The organism is Bradyrhizobium erythrophlei (genome assembly GCF_042430365.1).
Lineage (GTDB): Bacteria > Pseudomonadota > Alphaproteobacteria > Rhizobiales > Xanthobacteraceae > Bradyrhizobium > Bradyrhizobium erythrophlei.
This window is the reverse complement of the sequence record NZ_JBHMET010000069.1, coordinates 27,378-44,023: the sequence shown is the minus strand read 5'-3', so window position 1 is coordinate 44,023 and position 16,646 is coordinate 27,378. Positions and strand designations below refer to the sequence as shown.

At 62.2% G+C, this 16,646-nt stretch carries 20 protein-coding genes and 5 pseudogenes; 17 read left to right on the top strand and 8 right to left on the bottom strand.

Annotated elements, in window-relative coordinates; genetic code table 11:
- Positions 1-52 precede the first annotated feature (52 nt).
- The 4 genes and pseudogenes from ACFFWD_RS12865 to ACFFWD_RS12850 all read left to right on the top strand — a co-directional run.
- Positions 53-304 (top strand): annotated as a pseudogene (locus tag ACFFWD_RS12865) (zincin-like metallopeptidase domain-containing protein); the annotation flags it as partial.
- A gap of 74 nt (positions 305-378) precedes the next feature.
- Positions 379-696, top strand: coding sequence for a hypothetical protein (locus tag ACFFWD_RS12860; protein ID WP_376965517.1), 318 nt, complete (start codon positions 379-381; stop codon positions 694-696).
- On the top strand, positions 696-1,754 hold the full coding sequence (locus ACFFWD_RS12855) for a DUF7146 domain-containing protein (RefSeq protein ID WP_376965515.1): 1,059 nt from the start codon (positions 696-698) through the stop codon (positions 1,752-1,754). The genes ACFFWD_RS12860 and ACFFWD_RS12855 overlap by 1 nt, the downstream gene beginning before the upstream one ends.
- Before the next feature lie 371 nt (positions 1,755-2,125).
- Positions 2,126-2,319: pseudogene (locus ACFFWD_RS12850) on the top strand (hypothetical protein); the annotation flags it as partial.
- Between the two features lie 3 nt (positions 2,320-2,322).
- On the opposite strand, the gene ACFFWD_RS12845 reads toward ACFFWD_RS12850, so the two are convergent.
- Genes ACFFWD_RS12845 through mdcA form a run of 7 tightly spaced genes read right to left on the bottom strand, consistent with a single transcriptional unit; the run spans position 2,323 to position 8,342 of the window.
- Entirely contained in the window at positions 2,323-3,243 is a 921-nt protein-coding gene (locus ACFFWD_RS12845; RefSeq protein WP_376965513.1) for an acyltransferase domain-containing protein, read from the bottom strand.
- Positions 3,243-4,091, bottom strand: coding sequence for a triphosphoribosyl-dephospho-CoA synthase MdcB (mdcB, locus tag ACFFWD_RS12840; RefSeq protein WP_376965511.1), 849 nt, complete (start codon positions 4,089-4,091; stop codon positions 3,243-3,245). The genes ACFFWD_RS12845 and mdcB overlap by 1 nt, the downstream gene beginning before the upstream one ends.
- The gene (mdcG, locus tag ACFFWD_RS12835) at positions 4,088-4,735 is read right to left on the bottom strand and encodes a malonate decarboxylase holo-[acyl-carrier-protein] synthase (protein WP_376965509.1); all 648 of its coding nucleotides are present in this window, start codon (positions 4,733-4,735) and stop codon (positions 4,088-4,090) included. The genes mdcB and mdcG overlap by 4 nt, the downstream gene beginning before the upstream one ends.
- 4 nt (positions 4,736-4,739) lie before the next feature.
- Positions 4,740-5,468 (bottom strand): biotin-independent malonate decarboxylase subunit gamma, encoded by a 729-nt coding sequence (gene mdcE / locus ACFFWD_RS12830; RefSeq protein ID WP_376965507.1) that lies wholly within the window; start codon positions 5,466-5,468, stop codon positions 4,740-4,742.
- Entirely contained in the window at positions 5,455-6,372 is a 918-nt protein-coding gene (locus tag ACFFWD_RS12825) for a biotin-independent malonate decarboxylase subunit beta (protein ID WP_376965505.1), read from the bottom strand. Before ACFFWD_RS12825 ends, mdcE begins: the two co-directional genes overlap by 14 nt.
- Positions 6,369-6,686: a malonate decarboxylase acyl carrier protein gene (mdcC, locus tag ACFFWD_RS12820; RefSeq protein ID WP_376965503.1), complete on the bottom strand. Its 318-nt coding sequence runs from the start codon at positions 6,684-6,686 to the stop codon at positions 6,369-6,371. The genes ACFFWD_RS12825 and mdcC overlap by 4 nt, the downstream gene beginning before the upstream one ends.
- A gap of 9 nt (positions 6,687-6,695) precedes the next feature.
- Positions 6,696-8,342: a malonate decarboxylase subunit alpha gene (gene mdcA, locus ACFFWD_RS12815; protein WP_376965501.1), complete on the bottom strand. Its 1,647-nt coding sequence runs from the start codon at positions 8,340-8,342 to the stop codon at positions 6,696-6,698.
- A 194-nt stretch (positions 8,343-8,536) separates the two neighbouring features.
- Here mdcA and madL point away from each other — a divergent pair, with 194 nt between their 5' ends.
- The 3 genes from madL to ACFFWD_RS12800 are packed head-to-tail and all read left to right on the top strand — an operon-like array spanning position 8,537 to position 10,421.
- Positions 8,537-8,971: a malonate transporter subunit MadL gene (gene madL / locus ACFFWD_RS12810; protein WP_376965499.1), complete on the top strand. Its 435-nt coding sequence runs from the start codon at positions 8,537-8,539 to the stop codon at positions 8,969-8,971.
- Positions 8,968-9,732 (top strand): malonate transporter subunit MadM, encoded by a 765-nt coding sequence (gene madM, locus ACFFWD_RS12805; RefSeq protein ID WP_376965497.1) that lies wholly within the window; start codon positions 8,968-8,970, stop codon positions 9,730-9,732. The genes madL and madM overlap by 4 nt, the downstream gene beginning before the upstream one ends.
- A gap of 2 nt (positions 9,733-9,734) precedes the next feature.
- Positions 9,735-10,421: a GntR family transcriptional regulator gene (locus tag ACFFWD_RS12800; protein WP_376965495.1), complete on the top strand. Its 687-nt coding sequence runs from the start codon at positions 9,735-9,737 to the stop codon at positions 10,419-10,421.
- A gap of 172 nt (positions 10,422-10,593) precedes the next feature.
- Here ACFFWD_RS12800 and ACFFWD_RS12795 read toward each other — a convergent pair.
- A pseudogene (locus ACFFWD_RS12795) lies at positions 10,594-10,776 on the bottom strand (IS630 family transposase); the annotation flags it as partial.
- Between the two features lie 26 nt (positions 10,777-10,802).
- Between ACFFWD_RS12795 and ACFFWD_RS12790 the strand changes: the two are divergent.
- From ACFFWD_RS12790 to ACFFWD_RS12745, 10 genes and pseudogenes are all read left to right on the top strand, one after another.
- Positions 10,803-11,084 (top strand): LexA family protein, encoded by a 282-nt coding sequence (locus ACFFWD_RS12790; protein ID WP_376965493.1) that lies wholly within the window; start codon positions 10,803-10,805, stop codon positions 11,082-11,084.
- A gap of 17 nt (positions 11,085-11,101) precedes the next feature.
- Positions 11,102-11,287, top strand: a complete 186-nt coding sequence (locus tag ACFFWD_RS12785; RefSeq protein ID WP_376965491.1) for a WGR domain-containing protein — start codon at positions 11,102-11,104, stop codon at positions 11,285-11,287.
- An 83-nt stretch (positions 11,288-11,370) separates the two neighbouring features.
- The gene (locus ACFFWD_RS12780; protein ID WP_376965490.1) at positions 11,371-12,318 is read left to right on the top strand and encodes a hypothetical protein; all 948 of its coding nucleotides are present in this window, start codon (positions 11,371-11,373) and stop codon (positions 12,316-12,318) included.
- A gap of 178 nt (positions 12,319-12,496) precedes the next feature.
- Positions 12,497-12,784 (top strand): hypothetical protein, encoded by a 288-nt coding sequence (locus ACFFWD_RS12775; RefSeq protein WP_376965488.1) that lies wholly within the window; start codon positions 12,497-12,499, stop codon positions 12,782-12,784.
- A 60-nt stretch (positions 12,785-12,844) separates the two neighbouring features.
- Positions 12,845-13,230 (top strand): annotated as a pseudogene (locus ACFFWD_RS12770) (helix-turn-helix domain-containing protein).
- Positions 13,231-13,281: 51 nt separating this feature from the next.
- Positions 13,282-13,425 (top strand): hypothetical protein, encoded by a 144-nt coding sequence (locus ACFFWD_RS12765; protein ID WP_376965487.1) that lies wholly within the window; start codon positions 13,282-13,284, stop codon positions 13,423-13,425.
- Between the two features lie 18 nt (positions 13,426-13,443).
- The gene (locus ACFFWD_RS12760; protein WP_376965485.1) at positions 13,444-14,001 is read left to right on the top strand and encodes a thermonuclease family protein; all 558 of its coding nucleotides are present in this window, start codon (positions 13,444-13,446) and stop codon (positions 13,999-14,001) included.
- Positions 14,002-14,099: 98 nt separating this feature from the next.
- Positions 14,100-14,282 (top strand): hypothetical protein, encoded by a 183-nt coding sequence (locus ACFFWD_RS12755; RefSeq protein WP_085398880.1) that lies wholly within the window; start codon positions 14,100-14,102, stop codon positions 14,280-14,282.
- 141 nt (positions 14,283-14,423) lie between these two features.
- On the top strand, positions 14,424-15,464 hold the full coding sequence (locus ACFFWD_RS12750; RefSeq protein WP_376965483.1) for an IS110 family RNA-guided transposase: 1,041 nt from the start codon (positions 14,424-14,426) through the stop codon (positions 15,462-15,464).
- A gap of 671 nt (positions 15,465-16,135) precedes the next feature.
- Positions 16,136-16,619, top strand: a pseudogene (locus ACFFWD_RS12745) (toprim domain-containing protein); the annotation flags it as partial.
- Positions 16,620-16,646: the final 27 nt, after the last annotated feature.

Sequence of the window (16,646 nt, the reverse complement as noted above, 5' to 3'; positions counted from 1 at the left end):
CCCGTGTTTGCAGGCCTTAGCCGGCACTGAGACAGCTTGACTGTTCAGATAAATTGCCGAACTGAACGCCGCTTTCTGCTGTGCCTCGCTCGGGATCGTGCCGACGGTGCGCCATGCCGATTACATCGCCTCGTGGCTTGACGTTCTGCGCGAGGACAATCGGGCAATCGTCCGCGCAGCAAGCCAGGCCGGCAAGGCGGCGAATTACATTCTCGGCTTTTTGCCCGATCCAGTTGTCGAGACAGCGGCAGAAGGTCCGGATTGTGGCAGCTTGAGGTCTCCTTTAGCAGATCCGGAAGAGTGAGAGTGGCCGGTGGGTTTCCGCGACGGTTCAAGGCCGAGAGAGAGGCTCTCGGCCGGCCGTTGTGGAGAACCGAAATGACGAAGGCCGTCCAACAGATCATCTTGTCACGATCACGTGACATTCCCTTCAACAAGCTGATGCCAGGCCAGTCCGGCGTCCGTCGCGTGTTGGTGGACGTTTCGATAGAGCAACCCGCAGCAAGCATCCCAGCGTACTCATCGCTTAACAAGGATGTCGTCATCGATGTGGAAGCGAACGAGAGGGGCGTGTTCTATGTGGCGCCTCGCTGCAGGCGCAATCGAGTGGTCGGATTGCCCGTGAAGCAAAAGCGCCTGGCAACGGTGCTGCGGCGCGATCCGGTCGAGAACGTGGCTGGGCAGGGGGGCATGTGATGGCACGCGATGCTGCCGAACTGGCGCACCGTCTCGCGCGCGAGGCCGAGGCGGTGTGCCGTCATTATCTCTCCAGTGGTCGGCGCCAGGGGCATTATTGGCTGGTTGGTGACGCCCGCAACGCGGCGGGACGCTCGATGTTCGTCCGACTGAAGGAGTCGTCCAAGGGGCCGGCCGGCAAGTGGACCGATGCCGCAACAGGTGAATACGGCGACCTGCTCGACGTCATCCGCGAAAGCTGTGGGCTCCTTGATTTTCGTGATGTGGCAGACGAGGCACGGCGCTTTCTCAAGCTGTCTCGCCCGACCACAGAGCCTTCGCCCAAGATTGCGCAAGGACACACCTTGGCCGGCTCGCCGGAGGCGGCCCGGCGGCTCTTCGCAATGTCGCGCCCGATTGCCCGGACGCTCGCGGAGCGCTATTTGCGCAATCGTGGCATCACGCTTTGGCGTGAAGATGCCCTGCGTTTCCATCCACGCTGCTACTACCGTCCCGATGACGACACACCGGCCGGGGTCCGGCCGGCATTGATCGCTTGTGTAACGGACAGGGAGGGGCGTATAACCGGCGCGCATCGCACCTGGCTTGATCCTAACGGCTTCGATCCCGTGCGCCTCGGCAAGGCTAAAGTTGACACGCCGCGACGGGCGATGGGTGACCTTCTCGGTAACGCGGTTCGGTTCGGGGCGGCCGAGGAGGTGCTCGCGGCGGGGGAGGGCATCGAGACCATGCTGTCGCTCCGATGCGCAGCTCCGACGCTGCCAATGGCCGCGGCGCTTTCCGCAATCCATCTTGCTGCTCTACAGCTTCCACTGACGTTGCAACGACTCTACATCGCGCGCGATGCCGATTCGGCTGGAGACCTAGCAGTGGCGAGCCTGTCCAAACGCGCCGCGGAGGCTGGTATCAACGCTATCACACTGGCGCCTCGGCTTTCGGACTTCAATGAGGATCTACGCGTCTTCGGCCTCGATGAACTGCGCTCAGCCTTGCGCGTCCAGTTCGCTCCCCAGGACGTCGCGCGCTTCATGCGCCTCGCCACGACCAAGACCAGGTGACTGCGGTCGGCTCGGGTGCTGTCGTGACCGGGCACATGAGGTCAAGCCCTGCCGACAGAGTCGCACCCCCGGCCTTCTAGAGGGCGATCGAACGGCAGGCGGGGGCGGCCCGGCGATGGCATAGGTCGCGGCTATTTTCCGCCAGCGCGTGCTCCGCGCCTTTGCATCGCCAAACAAAATAGCCGCGAGCTCTGCCATCCTCCGCTGATCTTCGGCCCTCCGCTGTACTTCGGGTTCCGGTCCGTTCCGCCTGCCGTCACCAGATCGCCACGAAGGCCGCGATGGGCGCGGCCGGTTCGGCAAAGGGCCTCACCCCATGGCAACCGACGACGGCAACACCGACTTCGAACCGCCGCACAGGTCATCTCTCCATGGAGCTCTTCCGCGATCAGGCCGCCGAGCAGTTCGAAGTTCACTGCGGCTCCCCTTGGTGGCCGCGCTCTGGATCAGCTGTCAACTACCGCACGCTCACCGCAGCGATGATCGACTCTCGAGACTTCCTCGCCGCGAGGCGCGCCGTGCCGAGACCGAGGTGACGCTGCCGCTGGGCCCAAAGATCGCGCTGCTCTTAGTCGGAAGCGATCCAGTTTCGCAAGCCGTCCATCGTGCGAAATCCGTCCGCGGAGTAGCACCGGATCGATGGGAAGGAGGCTTGCATCATCTCTGCCAGTGCATGTCCTGGCCCCAAGTCCAGCACCTTGCTCACGCCCAACTCCGCCAAGGCCTGGAGCGTCGCCGACCAGTCGATGGGGCGTGCGACCTGGCGCGCCAGCTTTTCGATCGCCCTGTCTGCGAAAAAGATCCGCGCTCCGTCGCTGCCGTTCAATAAGGTGTACCGGCTTGCAATGGGCGAGCATCGGCTCGCGGTCAGCACCTGCTGGAAGGGCTTCCACGCCCGCTCGAGGTGGGTCGTGTGCGATGCGATTTTCACCGCGAGAAGGCCGGTTCGCGCCGCGCCTTTTGCCTCTGCTTCATGACAGAGATCGGTCACGTCCTGCTCGGCGCCTCCGATCACGAAGAGATCGCCGGGGTTCGTAATGGCGATCGCGCAGCGGCGATGTTGAAGCAGCGGCTCCAACGCGTGGCGATCAAGCCCGCGGATATATGCGAGGCGGCCAGGCTGTTCCGCCGCGCTTTCCATCAGGCGGGCACGAATGTCCGTGAGCCGCAAGGCTTCGTCCGCCGTCCAAATGCCTGCGATGCTCCACGCCGCCATTTCACCGACGCTGTAGCCTGCAACAGCGGTTTGCTTCGGAAGCAGGTCAGCAACACATGCGTGGGCTGCAAGCGCTGCCGTCACGGTCAGGATCTGGCTGATATGGTTGGTCGAGGGGCCTTCAGCCTCGGGCGTCCGAAGCAAGTCACGCGGATCCTGGCCGAGCTGGCGTGTCGCCGCGGCAAAGACCGGTTCTGCGCGAGCCTGATCGGCAACCAGGTCGAACATCGCGGACGACAGGGTTCCTTGTCCGCCGCAGAGAAGCGCGAGCATCATGTCTCCAGCCGATCGACGAACAGGGCCATGGCAAGCAAATCCGCAGATCCGCCGGGGCTCAGATTGCGCGCCACGAACGCCTGATGGATCGCGACGGCCTCCGCACGCCAGCCAGGACTGCCCACTCCGCCCTGCGCGAGGAATGCGGACGCACAGGCTTGCGCAAAGCGCAACCCCTCCGCCCCTCCGCGATGCAAGAGATTAGTGTCGGCGACGTTGGCGATCAGCGTCATGCAAGCCTGGATGCGGGCTGCTTCCTCGTCATGGGGAAGAAGCTTGCGCGCCGCACCCAACGCAGGCAGGGCGAGATCATAAACGGAAGGGATGCCGAGAGCGGCCTCCGCTCTCGCGCCGCCCGCGCCGTAGCGTCGCGCGGCAACCGCGCCGTGACTGCGAAGACAGACCGGACCCGAATGAATCGCTTCGCCCCAGCGCTGCGCGATCAATCTGCCAAGCGGCTTGCGGATAGCAAACGTATTCCGATACCCGGCTGCTGCGCAAAGCAGGCCCATGCCGAAGATCGCGCCCCGATGAGTGTTGACGCCGCAAGTGACCTCCAGCATCGCCCGCTCGGCCGCAATTCCGATCACACGCAATCGGTCCATCCCGGCACCTGCGGCGCCGGCGATAGCGAGATCTCCAAAGAACGGCCTCAAGGTGTCGGCGCTCCGGCAAAGCAGGTCGGCGTCCATATCGCCGTGAGAGCCGTTGTCGATATGGCTGACGAGGCCCGGTTTCGGAAACGTCTCCACTTCGAGCTTCAGGCATAGTGCCGCGAGGTGTCCGAGCCGTTCCGTGTGCGCCTGGGTGTCAGGCAGCGATTGCCATTTCGGTGCGAGGTTCATGGGCGTGCACCGGAGAGAAACGCTGCTTTGGTCATGCCGTGGACGCCATCCGGTCCCTTCACGAGCACCTCGTCTGCGTCGTCGCCGGTCAGTTCACGCCATTGCACGCCGCCCGCCGCACAAATGATCTCGCCGTCCAGCCGCATGGGCGCCTGGCGCGCGATCTCGGCGATGTCGGAGGGCAGGGTACTGGCCTGCTTGGTTATACCTACTGGCCAAAGCAGGTCGAGGTCCGATTGATCAGAAAGATAGGGCAAGCCGGTGAGGTGCTGCCACGCCAGGCTGCCGAATGTGCGCGTTTCCGGACAAAGGCGGAGCAGTCGATCGATCGTTTCCTGCCATTTCGACGGCGCAGTTGCCGCCGCATCGGCCAGCAACGGGGGTGGTCTCCATTCGATGATCTCCTTGGCCTCGAGCGCGACAGCGATGCGTCGCTTGCCGTGGGAAGGCGGCAGCGGCAGGCCGAGCGGGACCAACCCGTCAGGATCGCTGCAACCTGGCCGCCGCACCACGAGCGGTCGGCCAGCGCGTGCCCATTCTTCGACGATCGCGAGTTCGGCGAGTTCGGGATGCCCTGCCATGACAGCGGTCCAGACTGCCGCTGATATCGTCACCATCGTATGGCGGTCGAGAGGTTCGAGCATGGCATCACCCGGGACGTGCGTTCGTTGCGATTGCCACAACCCGATCGGCGATCTCGGCCGCCTTTCGCCGCCCGCCGCGCTCAGCGCCGAGCCGATTGCGCTCATCGCCGCAGGTCGGCCGTTCCAGAGCCGCGGCAAGCTGCGCAGCCAACGGCGCGCCCGCGTCCCAGACCAGGTGGACGCCGCCGGTCCGCACCATGTTGTCGAGACCGGGGGCAAAAACCGATGTCGTCTCCGCTTTGGCCTTCAGCACGTCGATTGGAAGCTTGGTCACCCGGGCCATCGAAGGCAGGTCCATGACCGCCGGCTGGGCAGAGGGAAGCGCAACCAGCGTGCTGGTGGCGAGCGCGGTCGCGATGAACGCCCCGGCCGCGCTGCCGCCGTAGAGCAAGCCGATGGTCCGATGGCCCTCGGCTTCGGCCAACTGCAAGGCCTTGGCGAGGTGCGCAAGGTATTCGCTGAGGCCGAGCAGTTCGTCGCGCTTGCTCATGCGCTGGCTGGCGGAATCCACCAGCAGCAGGATGGGGGCCCGATCGCCCGATGCGACGATCTCGATGACCCGTCCCGCCAATGCAATCGCCTCGTCCACCCCGAGCGGTGCCCCTTGGGTGATGCCAAGCACATGGATCGGCCTTCCATCGGGCAGGGTCGCCCGCCCAACGACATCCGTGTCGGCTATCTGAATATCGCTTCCGTCCGGGAACAGGCTGGCCAGGATGTCATCGAGCGTCATCGGCATTCTCCCTTTTGTCGGCCGTGCGCTGAAGGAATGCGTTGATTGGAAGCCCGGGGATATCCGTTGGCTTTTCGACGCCGATGGTTTGCCAGACCTCGACGGCATCTCCGGCATCGCCGAAGCGCTTCAATCGTCGCTCCAGGCGCTGTTGCTCGGCCTCGAGAACGGCGAGGTCGCATCGCCTGCCACGCTGGAGCGCGGTGATCGCGGCGTCGCGAAACGCCATTGCCTCGTCATCGACGAACATGTCGGCGCCGCCGATCAGGTAGCGATGTTTGCCACCCATTGTGCGCCATACGAGGGCGCGATCCCGCGAGTCGAATTCCTCAATGCCCTTGTTGGTTTCGATGACCTCGGGGCCGCTGACACTGAGCCGGCCTTGCTCCGAGATGATAAGGCTTGAACAGGTGCCGGCGATCAGGCTGCCACCGCCGTAGCATCCGGCCCGTCCGCCGATCAGCCCGACGACCCTGATGCCGGCGCGCCGTGCCTCGATCACCGCGCGCATGATCTCCGCGATCGCAAGTTCCCCGGCATTGGCTTCCTGGAGACGCACCCCGCCAGTATCGAACAGGATCAGCACGTCCTGCTGGAGCTTTCGTGCCGCGCGCAACAGCCCGGTGAGCTTGGCGCCATGGATTTCACCGAAGGCGCCTCCCATGAAGCGGCCCTCTTGGGCGGCGATGAGTATTGAAGATCCGTCGAGGCGGCCGCGGCCGATGACGATGCCGTCGTCGAATTGCTCAGGGAGGTCGAAAATCGAAAGATGCGGGCTCTTTTCCCGCTGCTCCGGTCCGATGAATTCGTGGAAGCTGCCGGGATCGAGCAGGGCGTCGATGCGTTGTCGGGCGCTGGCTTCATACCAGCTCAGCGCGGCCGCGTTGGCTTTGGTATTTGTCATGCTTCCGGCTCCTCGATCAAACGGACGCCCTGCGCGAGACGAAGGGCCACCGTGTCGGGCCGGGCTCCGCCATCATTGACGGAAATGCGCAGACCACCGGCAGCCCGGCGTGCGACGAAGTCGCGGACGACGGCGTCCCACACGGCCCCGAAACCGTGGGCGGCCGTGGCGATGTCGATCGTGCAGACCTCGGACGGCAAGGCTCTTTCCAGCAAGACCTCCAGATTGCCCGAAGCGACGACACCGACGATCGCCTGCTTGCGGCTGCCGCTGGCACGGGTCGGTGCGTCGAGTCTAAAGCTGAGCTTCTCCATGCGAACTCCTCACCAATTGCGGAAGCGGCTGGGCGGCCGATAAAGTCCCTCGGATGCCAGCATGAGATCCTTGATCGAGCGGGCCGCCAGCAGACGGCGATCGGCGTCGAGCGGATCAATGCCGAGGTCTTCGGGCCGCCGGATCACGCCGCGCGCGCGCAGCCGCTCGACCATCTTCGGATCACGGCCGCGGCCGATCTCCGTGTATCCTGCGACGCCCCGTATCGCGTGCTCGCGCTCGTGCTTGCTCCGACACAGAAGCAGATTGGCAATTCCCTCTTCGGTGACGATGTGGGTCACGTCGTCGGAGTAGACCATCACCGGTGCGAGATCGAGATCGAGCTCGCGCGTCAGCTCAAGCGCATCCAGCCGCTCGACGAACAGCGGTGCATTGCGGTCACCAAAGGTCTCACCGATCTGCACCACGAGCTTGCGGCCACGGCGCAAGGCGGCAGCAGAATTCGGATCGGCCTCCGCACCGGCCTTGAGCCAGGGCTCGCTCGGGTGACGGCGGCCACGCGGATCCGAACCCATGTTCGGGGCACCGCCGAAGCCGGCGATGCGGTTGGTCGTCACTGTCGAGCTGTGACCTCCGAGGTCGATCTGGAGCGTCGATCCGATGAACATGTCGCAGGCATAGAGGCCTGCCGTCTGGCAGAAGGCGCGGTTCGATCGCAATGATCCATCGGGTCCCGTGAAGAAGATGTCCGGTCGGGCGGCGACATAGTCCTCCATGCCCACTTCGGATCCAAAGCAGTGGACCTGTTCGACCCAGCCGGATTCGATCGCCGGTATGAGTGTCGGGTGCGGATTGAGGGCAAAGTGTGTGCAAACCTTGCCCTTGAGCCCGAGCCTCTCGCCGTATGTCGGCAGCAGCAACTCGATGGCAGCCGTATTGAACCCGATTCCATGGTTGAGCCGACGCACGCCGTAGGGCGCATAGATCCCCTTGATGGCGAGCATCGCGGTCAGGATCTGCGTCTCGGTGATAGCCGCCGGATCGCGCGTGAAGAGAGGTTCGACGTAGAACGGCTTTCCCACTTCGACCACGAAGTGCACGAGGTCGCCGGGGATATCGACCCGCGGCACCTTGTCGACGATTTCAGTGACCTGCGCCACGACGAGACCGTTCTTGTAGCTCGTCGCCTCGACGACGGTCGGGGTGTCTTCGGTGTTCGGGCCCGTATAGAGGTTGCCATCCCTGTCGGCGCTCACCGCTGCGATCAGCGCGACATTCGGCGTCAGATCGATGAAATAGCGGGCGAACAGCTCCAGGTAAGTATGGACGGCCCCGAGTTCGATCTTGCGGCCGAACAGCATCCGCGCGATGCGCGCGGACTGCGGACCTGAATAGGAAAAGTCGAGCCGGCGGGCGATGCCCTTCTCGAAGACATCGAGGTGCGCGGGCAGGACCACGCCCGACTGCACCATATGCAGGTCGCGAACCTCGCGGGGGTCGAGCTCTGCGAGTGCCGAGGCGAGGATATCGGCCTGTTTCTGATTGTCTCCCTCGAGACACACCCGGTCGCCGGTTCCGATCACCGCTCTTAGGAATGCAGGAAGGTTCGGAATCGGAACGATCTTCCCGTTCGCGTGCCGGCTGCCGGCCACCAGGCGCTCCCTCAAGGCCGTCTTTTGCATACCCCAATCGCTCATGTTCGCTCCTCGGCATGCGGACGCTGGTTTCGATAAAGTTTATGTATGCGTATTGCGTTGCAATGTCAATTATTGTATGCGTAGATCCCATAAGAAGCCATAATTCGCATACATAAGAGGAAATAAGAGATGTTTATGCATACAATCTGCCCAAGTTGCCGTAGCAGCGACCTGCTCGCAAAGAGGAGGCGGCCGTGACCATCTCCGGAGTGGCATTGCTTTCGATCTGCACCCTGTTGGGGGTTTGGCTGGGCGATCTCCTGGGCGTGGCGCTTGGGGTTAAAGCCAATGTCGGCGGCGTCGGCATCGCGATGATGTTCTTGATCGCAGCCCGTCTTTGGCTGGTGCGACGCGGCCTGCTCAGCCATGGGCTCAAGACCGGGGTCGAATTCTGGGGCAGCTTTTACATTCCGATCGTGGTCGCCATGGCTGCGCAGCAGAACGTCGTCGCCGCGGTCGAGGGCGGCCCGATCGTGCTCATCGCGGGAGTCGGCGCAGTGGTGGTGTGTTTCGCGATGGTTGCGCTGATAGGTCGGCTCAGCGGTCCTGTTGAAACAATGGACGAGATTGAAGCGCACGAAGCCGGCGCGCTCGCCAGCCCTGCATTCAAGTCCGGGAGGATCGGATGAACATGATGTCTCACGTTCTTGCCGCCAATACCCTGCTCACGGCGTTTGCCGCAGTCGGGATTCTCATGTGGATCTCCGGAGCGATCTCGAAATATCTCACCTTCGGCCGCATTCACGGCTCGGCGATCGCGATCATGTTAGGCCTCGCGCTGGCCTTTTTTGGGGGGCTTGCCACCGGTGGCGAAAAGGGTGTGGCCGACCTGCCGGCGCTGGCCGGGGTCGGTTTGATGGGAGGCGCGATGCTGCGGGATTTCGCGATCGTTGCCACCGCCTTCGAGGTCGATGTCGTCCATGCGCGCAAAGCCGGGGTGATCGGCGCGGTGGCGCTCGGACTGGGAACTGTCGTCCCGTTCATTCTCGGCGTGTTCGTTGCGGCGGCATTCGGCTATACTGATGCGATCTCAATGACGACGATTGGTGCCGGCGCAGTCACCTACATCGTGGGGCCTGTCACGGGAGCTGCGATCGGAGCATCCTCGCCGGTTATTGCGCTTTCGATCGCGACTGGTGTATTCAAGGCAGTCATCGTCATGATCGGTACGCCTTTCGTGGCGAAGATGATCGGCCTCAACAATCCACGCAGTGCCATGGTGTTCGGTGGCTTGATGGGGACGGTCAGCGGCGTCTCGGGCGGCCTTGCGGCGACCGATCGGCGTCTGGTGCCGTATGGCGCGTTGACTGCGACATTTCATACCGGCTTGGGTTGCCTGGTTGCACCCTCTGTCCTCTACTTCGCGGTACGCGCGATCACGGATAACTGAAAATGGTAGGTTCCTTGAAGGTCGTAGCCGAAGCGGAAGACGATGGCGGTCTGCTTTCCGACCGCATCCGAAACGCGCTCACAGACGAGATCGCATCCGGCGTACTCGTCGCCGGGTCGGCGTTGGAAGAACAGCAGCTTGCCGATCGCTTTGGGGCTTCCCGCACGCCGGTGCGGGAGGCGCTTCGCCAGCTCGTTGTCAGCGGCCTGGTGGAAGTGCGCGGACGTCGCGGCGTCGTCGTTGCCCGGATGACACCAGAGCGCATCATGGACATGTTCGAGACCAGCGCCGAGGTGGAAGCCATGTGCGTGAGGCTTGCGACCTACCGCATGACGCCGCTCGAGCGCAGCCATCTGATCGAGCTTCATGAAGCTTCGCGAAAGATGGTCGAGGCCAACGATGTCGATGCCTATGACACGTTCAACCGCGAATTCCACGAATGCATCTACCGGGCGACGCATAATTCCTTCCTCGCCGAGCAGGCGCAGGACGTTCGTTCACGGCTCAGCGCCTTCCGCCGAACTCAGCTGCGCCAGGGCGAGCGCATTCGTCGTTCGCGCGAGGAGCATGAGGCCATCATGCAGGCGATCGCGGAAGGGGACGGCGATACCGCAGCGCGCCGAATGCGGGCGCATATGCTGAATGCTGCGGCAGCGCTCAGGCGCTACATCGATGATCGCCTCGGCTGAGTTCTTCTGATCGCGCGGCCAGGCCGATGGCCTGACAGCATCCGAAAACTGCAGGCTTGAACCGCAAGGCAATGGCAACGGAGCCATTCGACGTGGTCGCGCGCCTTTTTTGTCGAGAACACGATTTCCGGTTTTGCCAAGGCTAGATCAATAGCCGCAATCAGGAGACGTGATAGGCGGTGGAGGCGCTTACTCTGACGGTCCGGGCAATCTCCTCATCACGGCTGCCGATGTCGGCCGCCAGCAAAATCTGGGCCCGCTTGAGTTTACGAGCGACATGCTTGCCGCCGCTCAGCATCGCCGTCAGTTCCTCTCGCTCGGCTTGGCCCAATTCGACCCGGTACCGTATAATCATCGTTCGCCTCCCTGTCGAATCGAACCATGAGTCAAAAATCAGGCGCACGCTTTACCGAGAAGCAGGGCCATTATCTGGCTTTCATCTATACCTACTCGCACATGTTCGGACGCCCGCCCGCCGAAGCCGACATGCAGCGCCACTTCCGCGTCAGTTCGCCTTCGATCCACCAGATGATCGTCACGCTCGAACGAAACGGACTCATTCGCCGTCAAGCCGGCGCTCCCAGAAGCATCGAAATCCTCGTGCCGCCGGAAAACTTGCCGATCCTAAGCTGGCTCCGTATCAAACCGTCAAAATCACTGTGACGAGCGACTAGTGTGGAGTGGAGGCTCGGTTTTACAAGACGGATGTCCAACCCACGCTGTTTGGCGAATGGTCGTTCGTGCGGAAATGGGACAGAATTGGTCGCGCTAGCACGGTTCGGGCCGAAACCCACTCCACACGTGGCAGAGCCGACATCGCCATGGCCCTGAATTGGGTCCGGAAGCTCAAGCGCGGCTATCGCTAGAGACCTCAGTCACCGAAATCCATTTATGCACGGCTTAGTGTCGGGTCAGATATATTCAGCAGACGTGATTCTCGGAACCGGACATGAGCGTTCGCCCACCAATCATAAAGCGCCTCTTCGCGCAATCGGGAAACCGCTGCGCATTTCCAATGTGCACCACTCCCATCGTTGAGGGTGAAACGGTGCTCGGCGAAATCTGTCACATCGCTGCGGCGAGTGCGCAGGGGCCTCGCTATGACGCAACGCAAACCGACGAGGAAAGGAACGGGTTTGGCAATCTGATCCTACTCTGTCCCACGCACCATACGGTCGTAGATGCTGATCTGGAAGCGTACACGGTCGCCCGATTGCTAAAAATGAAGGCGCACCACGAAAACGGCGTGGCGGCTGTCCCCGACCAACAGGCGAGCGATGGTGCCCTACTTATCCTCGACAATTCCGTACGCAGCCACAATCAGTCAGGTGGGCTGACAGCGCAGACGGTGAATGCCGGCACCATCAACTTCGCCGGCGGTTCGGCTGCAGATGACCGGTCGGCAAAGGCCGTTGAACGGCTATGGCGAATCATCCTTGACCTCAAGTCCGCATTCAGCGACCTCACATTTGTCGATACTATCCTCACGCCCGAAGAGTTGAACGGGTATTTTTCCGGCGCTGCCTCTCATCCGCTTTTTGAAAGCGTCGGCGTCTATCGGTCGCACGACTTGGTGATCGAGAAGATGAAGGAGGCAAACTTCAGCGCCGGAGAGAGGGAACGACCGTTTGTATCGCCGCGGCTCTGGTCAATCTTCTGGTGTATCCAGGCCATGTACGGCCGCGCCGGCACGCTGTACGCGCTCTCCTTCAAGGATCGCCGATATGACGACTGGCGTCGGGATGACGGCATAGAGCAGCATTTGCGCGCGGTTCTTCCAAGCGAAACCGTCGACGAAATCAAGCAGCATGTTCACAATTTGCAGAACGTCCTTGGGCTGCTCGAATCCCTCTTTACTGAGGCGGCCCGACATGGCCGCCCAATGTCCCGTTGCTGATGAAATGAGCTGGCTCGACGACGTCGTCGCATAATCGCGTTTACGACTATGCGACGTCCAAGCTCTACGGGGAGAGGATGACCCGAAGTCCAGCGGCTGCCGTCTTCCTAAGATAGAGTTCGGTCGTTCCAAGCAGCAACAAGGCATCGTCATTCACCGCTGCTGCGGACGCGCCTGGTTGCGCAATAATGACCTCGAACTCGACGGCAGCGCGGCGGGCTTTGTCTCGGAAGTAGGCGAGCTGCTTGATATCGCCCTTCAGGAAGCGCGAGTGGCCACCGAAAAGTGTGCGGCGATGGCATGCAAGGCGCCGATCTGCGGCATGCGCAAGCCGGGATGGCCGTCGTCGAGATCCTCATATCAATGGCTTATTAGGAGCGAGATGAGCTTGTGGACTGATCTTACGAAGGAAGAATATCAGGTTGTAGCCTTATATGCTCCCATAGAAAATCAGGTTCTGGGCTGATTAAACGTGATGGGAATCAGGCTGTGGCCTGATAATTGATCGGACAAATCAGGCTGGACTATGAGAAGCGACATGAACATCCGCGCCCGTCAACGGTTGGACGAGCGGCTGAGCCCGCTCAAGCCGACCGATTCGCACGCCCCCAAAAGGGTAGATCCGGGCAATCCGGGACGCTTTGGGCATGAAGGGCGTGCAATACGCGGCCCGGCTCAAAATCCGTCCCCAGAGCCTAGAGGCGCTCGACTGCACGCTCGTCTAAGCCTTGGTGCCCAACAGCTCCCTTGAGGAGGCCGCGCGCGCGCAAAATTGCCGTGCGTGATCTCGGCCGGGTCCCGCACACCATGAAGCTGGAAGCGCAGTCGACCAGCGATGCCAACCTTGAAGCCCGGATCGAGGCGTATGTCCGCGACCAGCTCAAGGAGCACGACCTATGGAACGAGCCGTGAGCGACCTCTTCCAAGAGCCCGAAGACGCCACGCCACCGGCGCCGCTGGCAGATGGATGCGATCCTGTTCTGGGATCGCTTCGAGGCGCGCTGGCTGCGCGGCACCGAGTTTCATTATCCCGAGCGGCCGGAGAACCTGCCGGTGCTGAAGCCGCTTGAGAACTGGCCGAAATCCAATCTCCGCAATCTGCGGTAATCGCTGGTACCCAGTGCCATGACCAAGCGCCGAGCTCTCGTGTTGATTCTCCTGCTGCTATCCAGCGCGGCTCTGGCCGACGACTTTGTCGGTCAGGCCAGCGTCATTGACGGCGACACGCTGGAATTTCATGGAACGCGAATCCGCCTTTGGGGTGTGGATGCTCCAGAAAGCACTCAGCTATGTCGCGGTGAGGACAGTTTGCAGTACCGTTGTGGTTCGCAGGCGGCGAATGATCTCGACGCTTACATTGCCCGGCGCCCCGTCAACTGTGTCCCGCTCAGCCTCGACCGGTATGGCCGCACAGTGGCGACCTATTCGGTCGCAGGCAGGGATCTTGGGGAATGGCTTGTGAGCAACGGTCTTGCGCTGGATTGGCCCCAATACTCCAAAGGCATGGGGCTGTTCAGCGCGACGCCGAGCGCGCCGGTCGGGGAATCTGGAACGGGCGCTATGTCGAGCCATGGCTCTATCGCGCCTGCATCCGCGCAAACGGAAACCCGTCCACCTGTTCGGACGATGCAAATGCCCTTCCCTGATGGGCTCCACTGCGAGGCTTCAATCCACAACGCGTGATGACCGATCACCACAGTTGCGCAGGTGGCCCTAGCGTGGTTTGGGCGACTCACGCTAACCCTTCACTCTCAACCACCTCACTGCACGATGGAAATGACATGGTTGCAGCCACCCGTGAATTGCCGGCCTCTGGTTACGCGCTTGAAGTGGACGGCCGACTCAAAGCCGAATTTGCAACCAGAGACGGTGCCAGGGCGGGTGGAGAAGAGCTAAAGAGGCGTTTTCCCATGCTTCAGATCAGGATCTATGACGCGCAAACGAACGCGCGCGAGGAAATCTAGATCCTCCGACTGGCGGATTCTGCCGCTTGAGCGCGTGCGGCTTCCGCCGCATCGGGCTCTCGTGTTGGGGTGGACGGCCCCCTTCCGCCGGTGTGCGTGGCAGGATGGGGTCGTCGATGACCTCAAACGAAGGAGCCGTCCGTGGGAATTGTTCGAATCGGTTTGGACACGTCAAAAAGCGTATTTCAGCTACATGGCGTTGACGGGATGGAGCAACCAGTCTTGCGGCGCAAGTTGAGGCGCGGCCAGGTTCTGGAGTTCTTCCGTCGTTTGCCGCCAGCGTTTGTCGCGATGGAAGCTTGCGGCGCGTCGCATTATTGGGCGCGGGAGCTGCGATCGCTCGGACACGAGGTGGCGATGATCCCGCCACAATATGTCAAGCCGTATGTGCAGCGAGGGAAGTCGGATGCTGCGGACGCAGAGGCGATTTGCGAGGCAGCAAGTCGGCCAAAACTGCGCAAGAACTTCGTGCCGGTCAAAAGTCCCGAGCAGCAGGGCGCACAGATGCTGACGCGCGTGCGGGCTCAGTTCATCAATAGGCGCACCCAGCTCGCCAATTCGATCCGCGGGTACGCCGCTGAGTTCGGCTTTACCGCGCCCAAGGGGCTTTCGCGGCTTCCGCAACTGCTCATCGATATCAAGGCTGATGCGACAGTCCCGGACTTGGCGATAGAGTTGATAGAAGCGTTGGCTGCAGAACTGGCGCGCGTCGATGATCAGGTCGTTACGCTCGATAAGAAGCTCACGCAAATCCATCGGAGCAACGAGATGAGCCGAAGACTGGCAACCATTCCAGGAATTGGGCCAATCGGTGCGACGCTGCTGTCAATCAAGGTCGTGGATGCGCGCGGGTTCAAGTCGGCAAGAAACTTTGCCGCGTGGCTTGGCCTGACGCCAAAGAATCACTCCACGGCCGGCAAGAATCGGCTCGGTGTCATCACGCGCGCCGGTGACGGCATGTTGCGAACCGTCTTGGTAGCTGGCGCGACAGCCGTGATCGCGGATGTGCGACGACGCGGGAGCCGCTCTTGGCCCTGGCTGACAGACATCATCACGCGCAAGCCGCCGAAGCTGGCGGCGATAGCGTTAGCAAACAAGCTGGCGCGGATAGCCTGGAAACTGATGGTTACCGGCGAACGGTACCGGGCTGCGAGCGCGGTGCCGATCCCAACACCGACATAGACCTTGAACGACAAGCAGAGCTTTGCGTCAGACGGCTAGATCTGACGCTGAGGCCGGAACTTGCAGGAAAGGAAGAGGTGGTACGTTCGGCGCGAGCCGGTCATGTGAGACACTCCGCTCGGTTTACCGGCAGCAAATGCCGCTCTCGTGTTTGGAACTCACTGTCCGCGAAGCCCATCTTGGCCAAGGGTCGTAAGATCCGAAAATAGGCCGGACATATGAGCGCAAGCGATCCGAACATGCTGACCGATCCAGTCCTTGTAAGTCGGGGGCCGTCCACATATAAACCGAGCCGCTGACGCGTCTCACGCCGTCCGGCTTCGATCCCTCGCGCAAAGACAGCGGAGCGCCTCGCCGGGGGCACTCGGGAAAGGGGCCCGCGTCATGAAGTATGCCGGCGTCGCTATCACTGCCCCGTTCCCGGGTACCCTCTTAACCGGTCTCGTCGCTGCACTCGGTCCCGCGTGCCGCCTTCGGCGTCGCTATGCTCACGCTCCCGCGGGTGCCATTTTCCGTTGAGGCGATGCGCCGTTGGCGCACGCCTGGTCGGGCCTGCGGCCCTCGCTAATCGGTACCTTCACCTCTTGAAGCATGAAGTTGGAAACGTCGGGTGGTGTAGTCACCTTGCTGCGTTCAGATTCGTCCTGCCACAGCCAACACCTGCTCACGGTCATCGCACCTGGCTCGACCCAGACGGTTTTACGCGTGCGGCTTAACAAGGCTCCGATCGACACGCCACGACGGGCTCTCGGCGATCTGCTCGGCGACGCCCTTCGCTTCGGCGTGGTGGACGACGTGCTCGCTGCAGGCGAGGGGCTCGAGACCATGCTCTCGCTACGTTGCGCGCTGTCGACTATGCCCATGGCCGCCGCGCTGTCGGCCAATCACCTCGCAGCGATGCTGCTGCCTTCTGGCCTGCGTCGACTCTATATTGCCCGCGACGCCGATGCCGCAGGAGATGCCGTACAGGCGATTCTCACCCAACGCGCGGACGATGCCGACGTTGAAGCGATCGCATTGTCGCCCCGGCTGGGCGATTTCAACGAAGATCCGCACATCTTCGGCCTCGATGCCGTCCGAGCAGCGTTGCGGCTTCAACTCGTGCCGGAGGACGTCGTCTGTTTCCTGAGTTCGTCGACGGTAACCGCCGAATAGCCCCGGTGCTTCGATCGCGGTCGACAG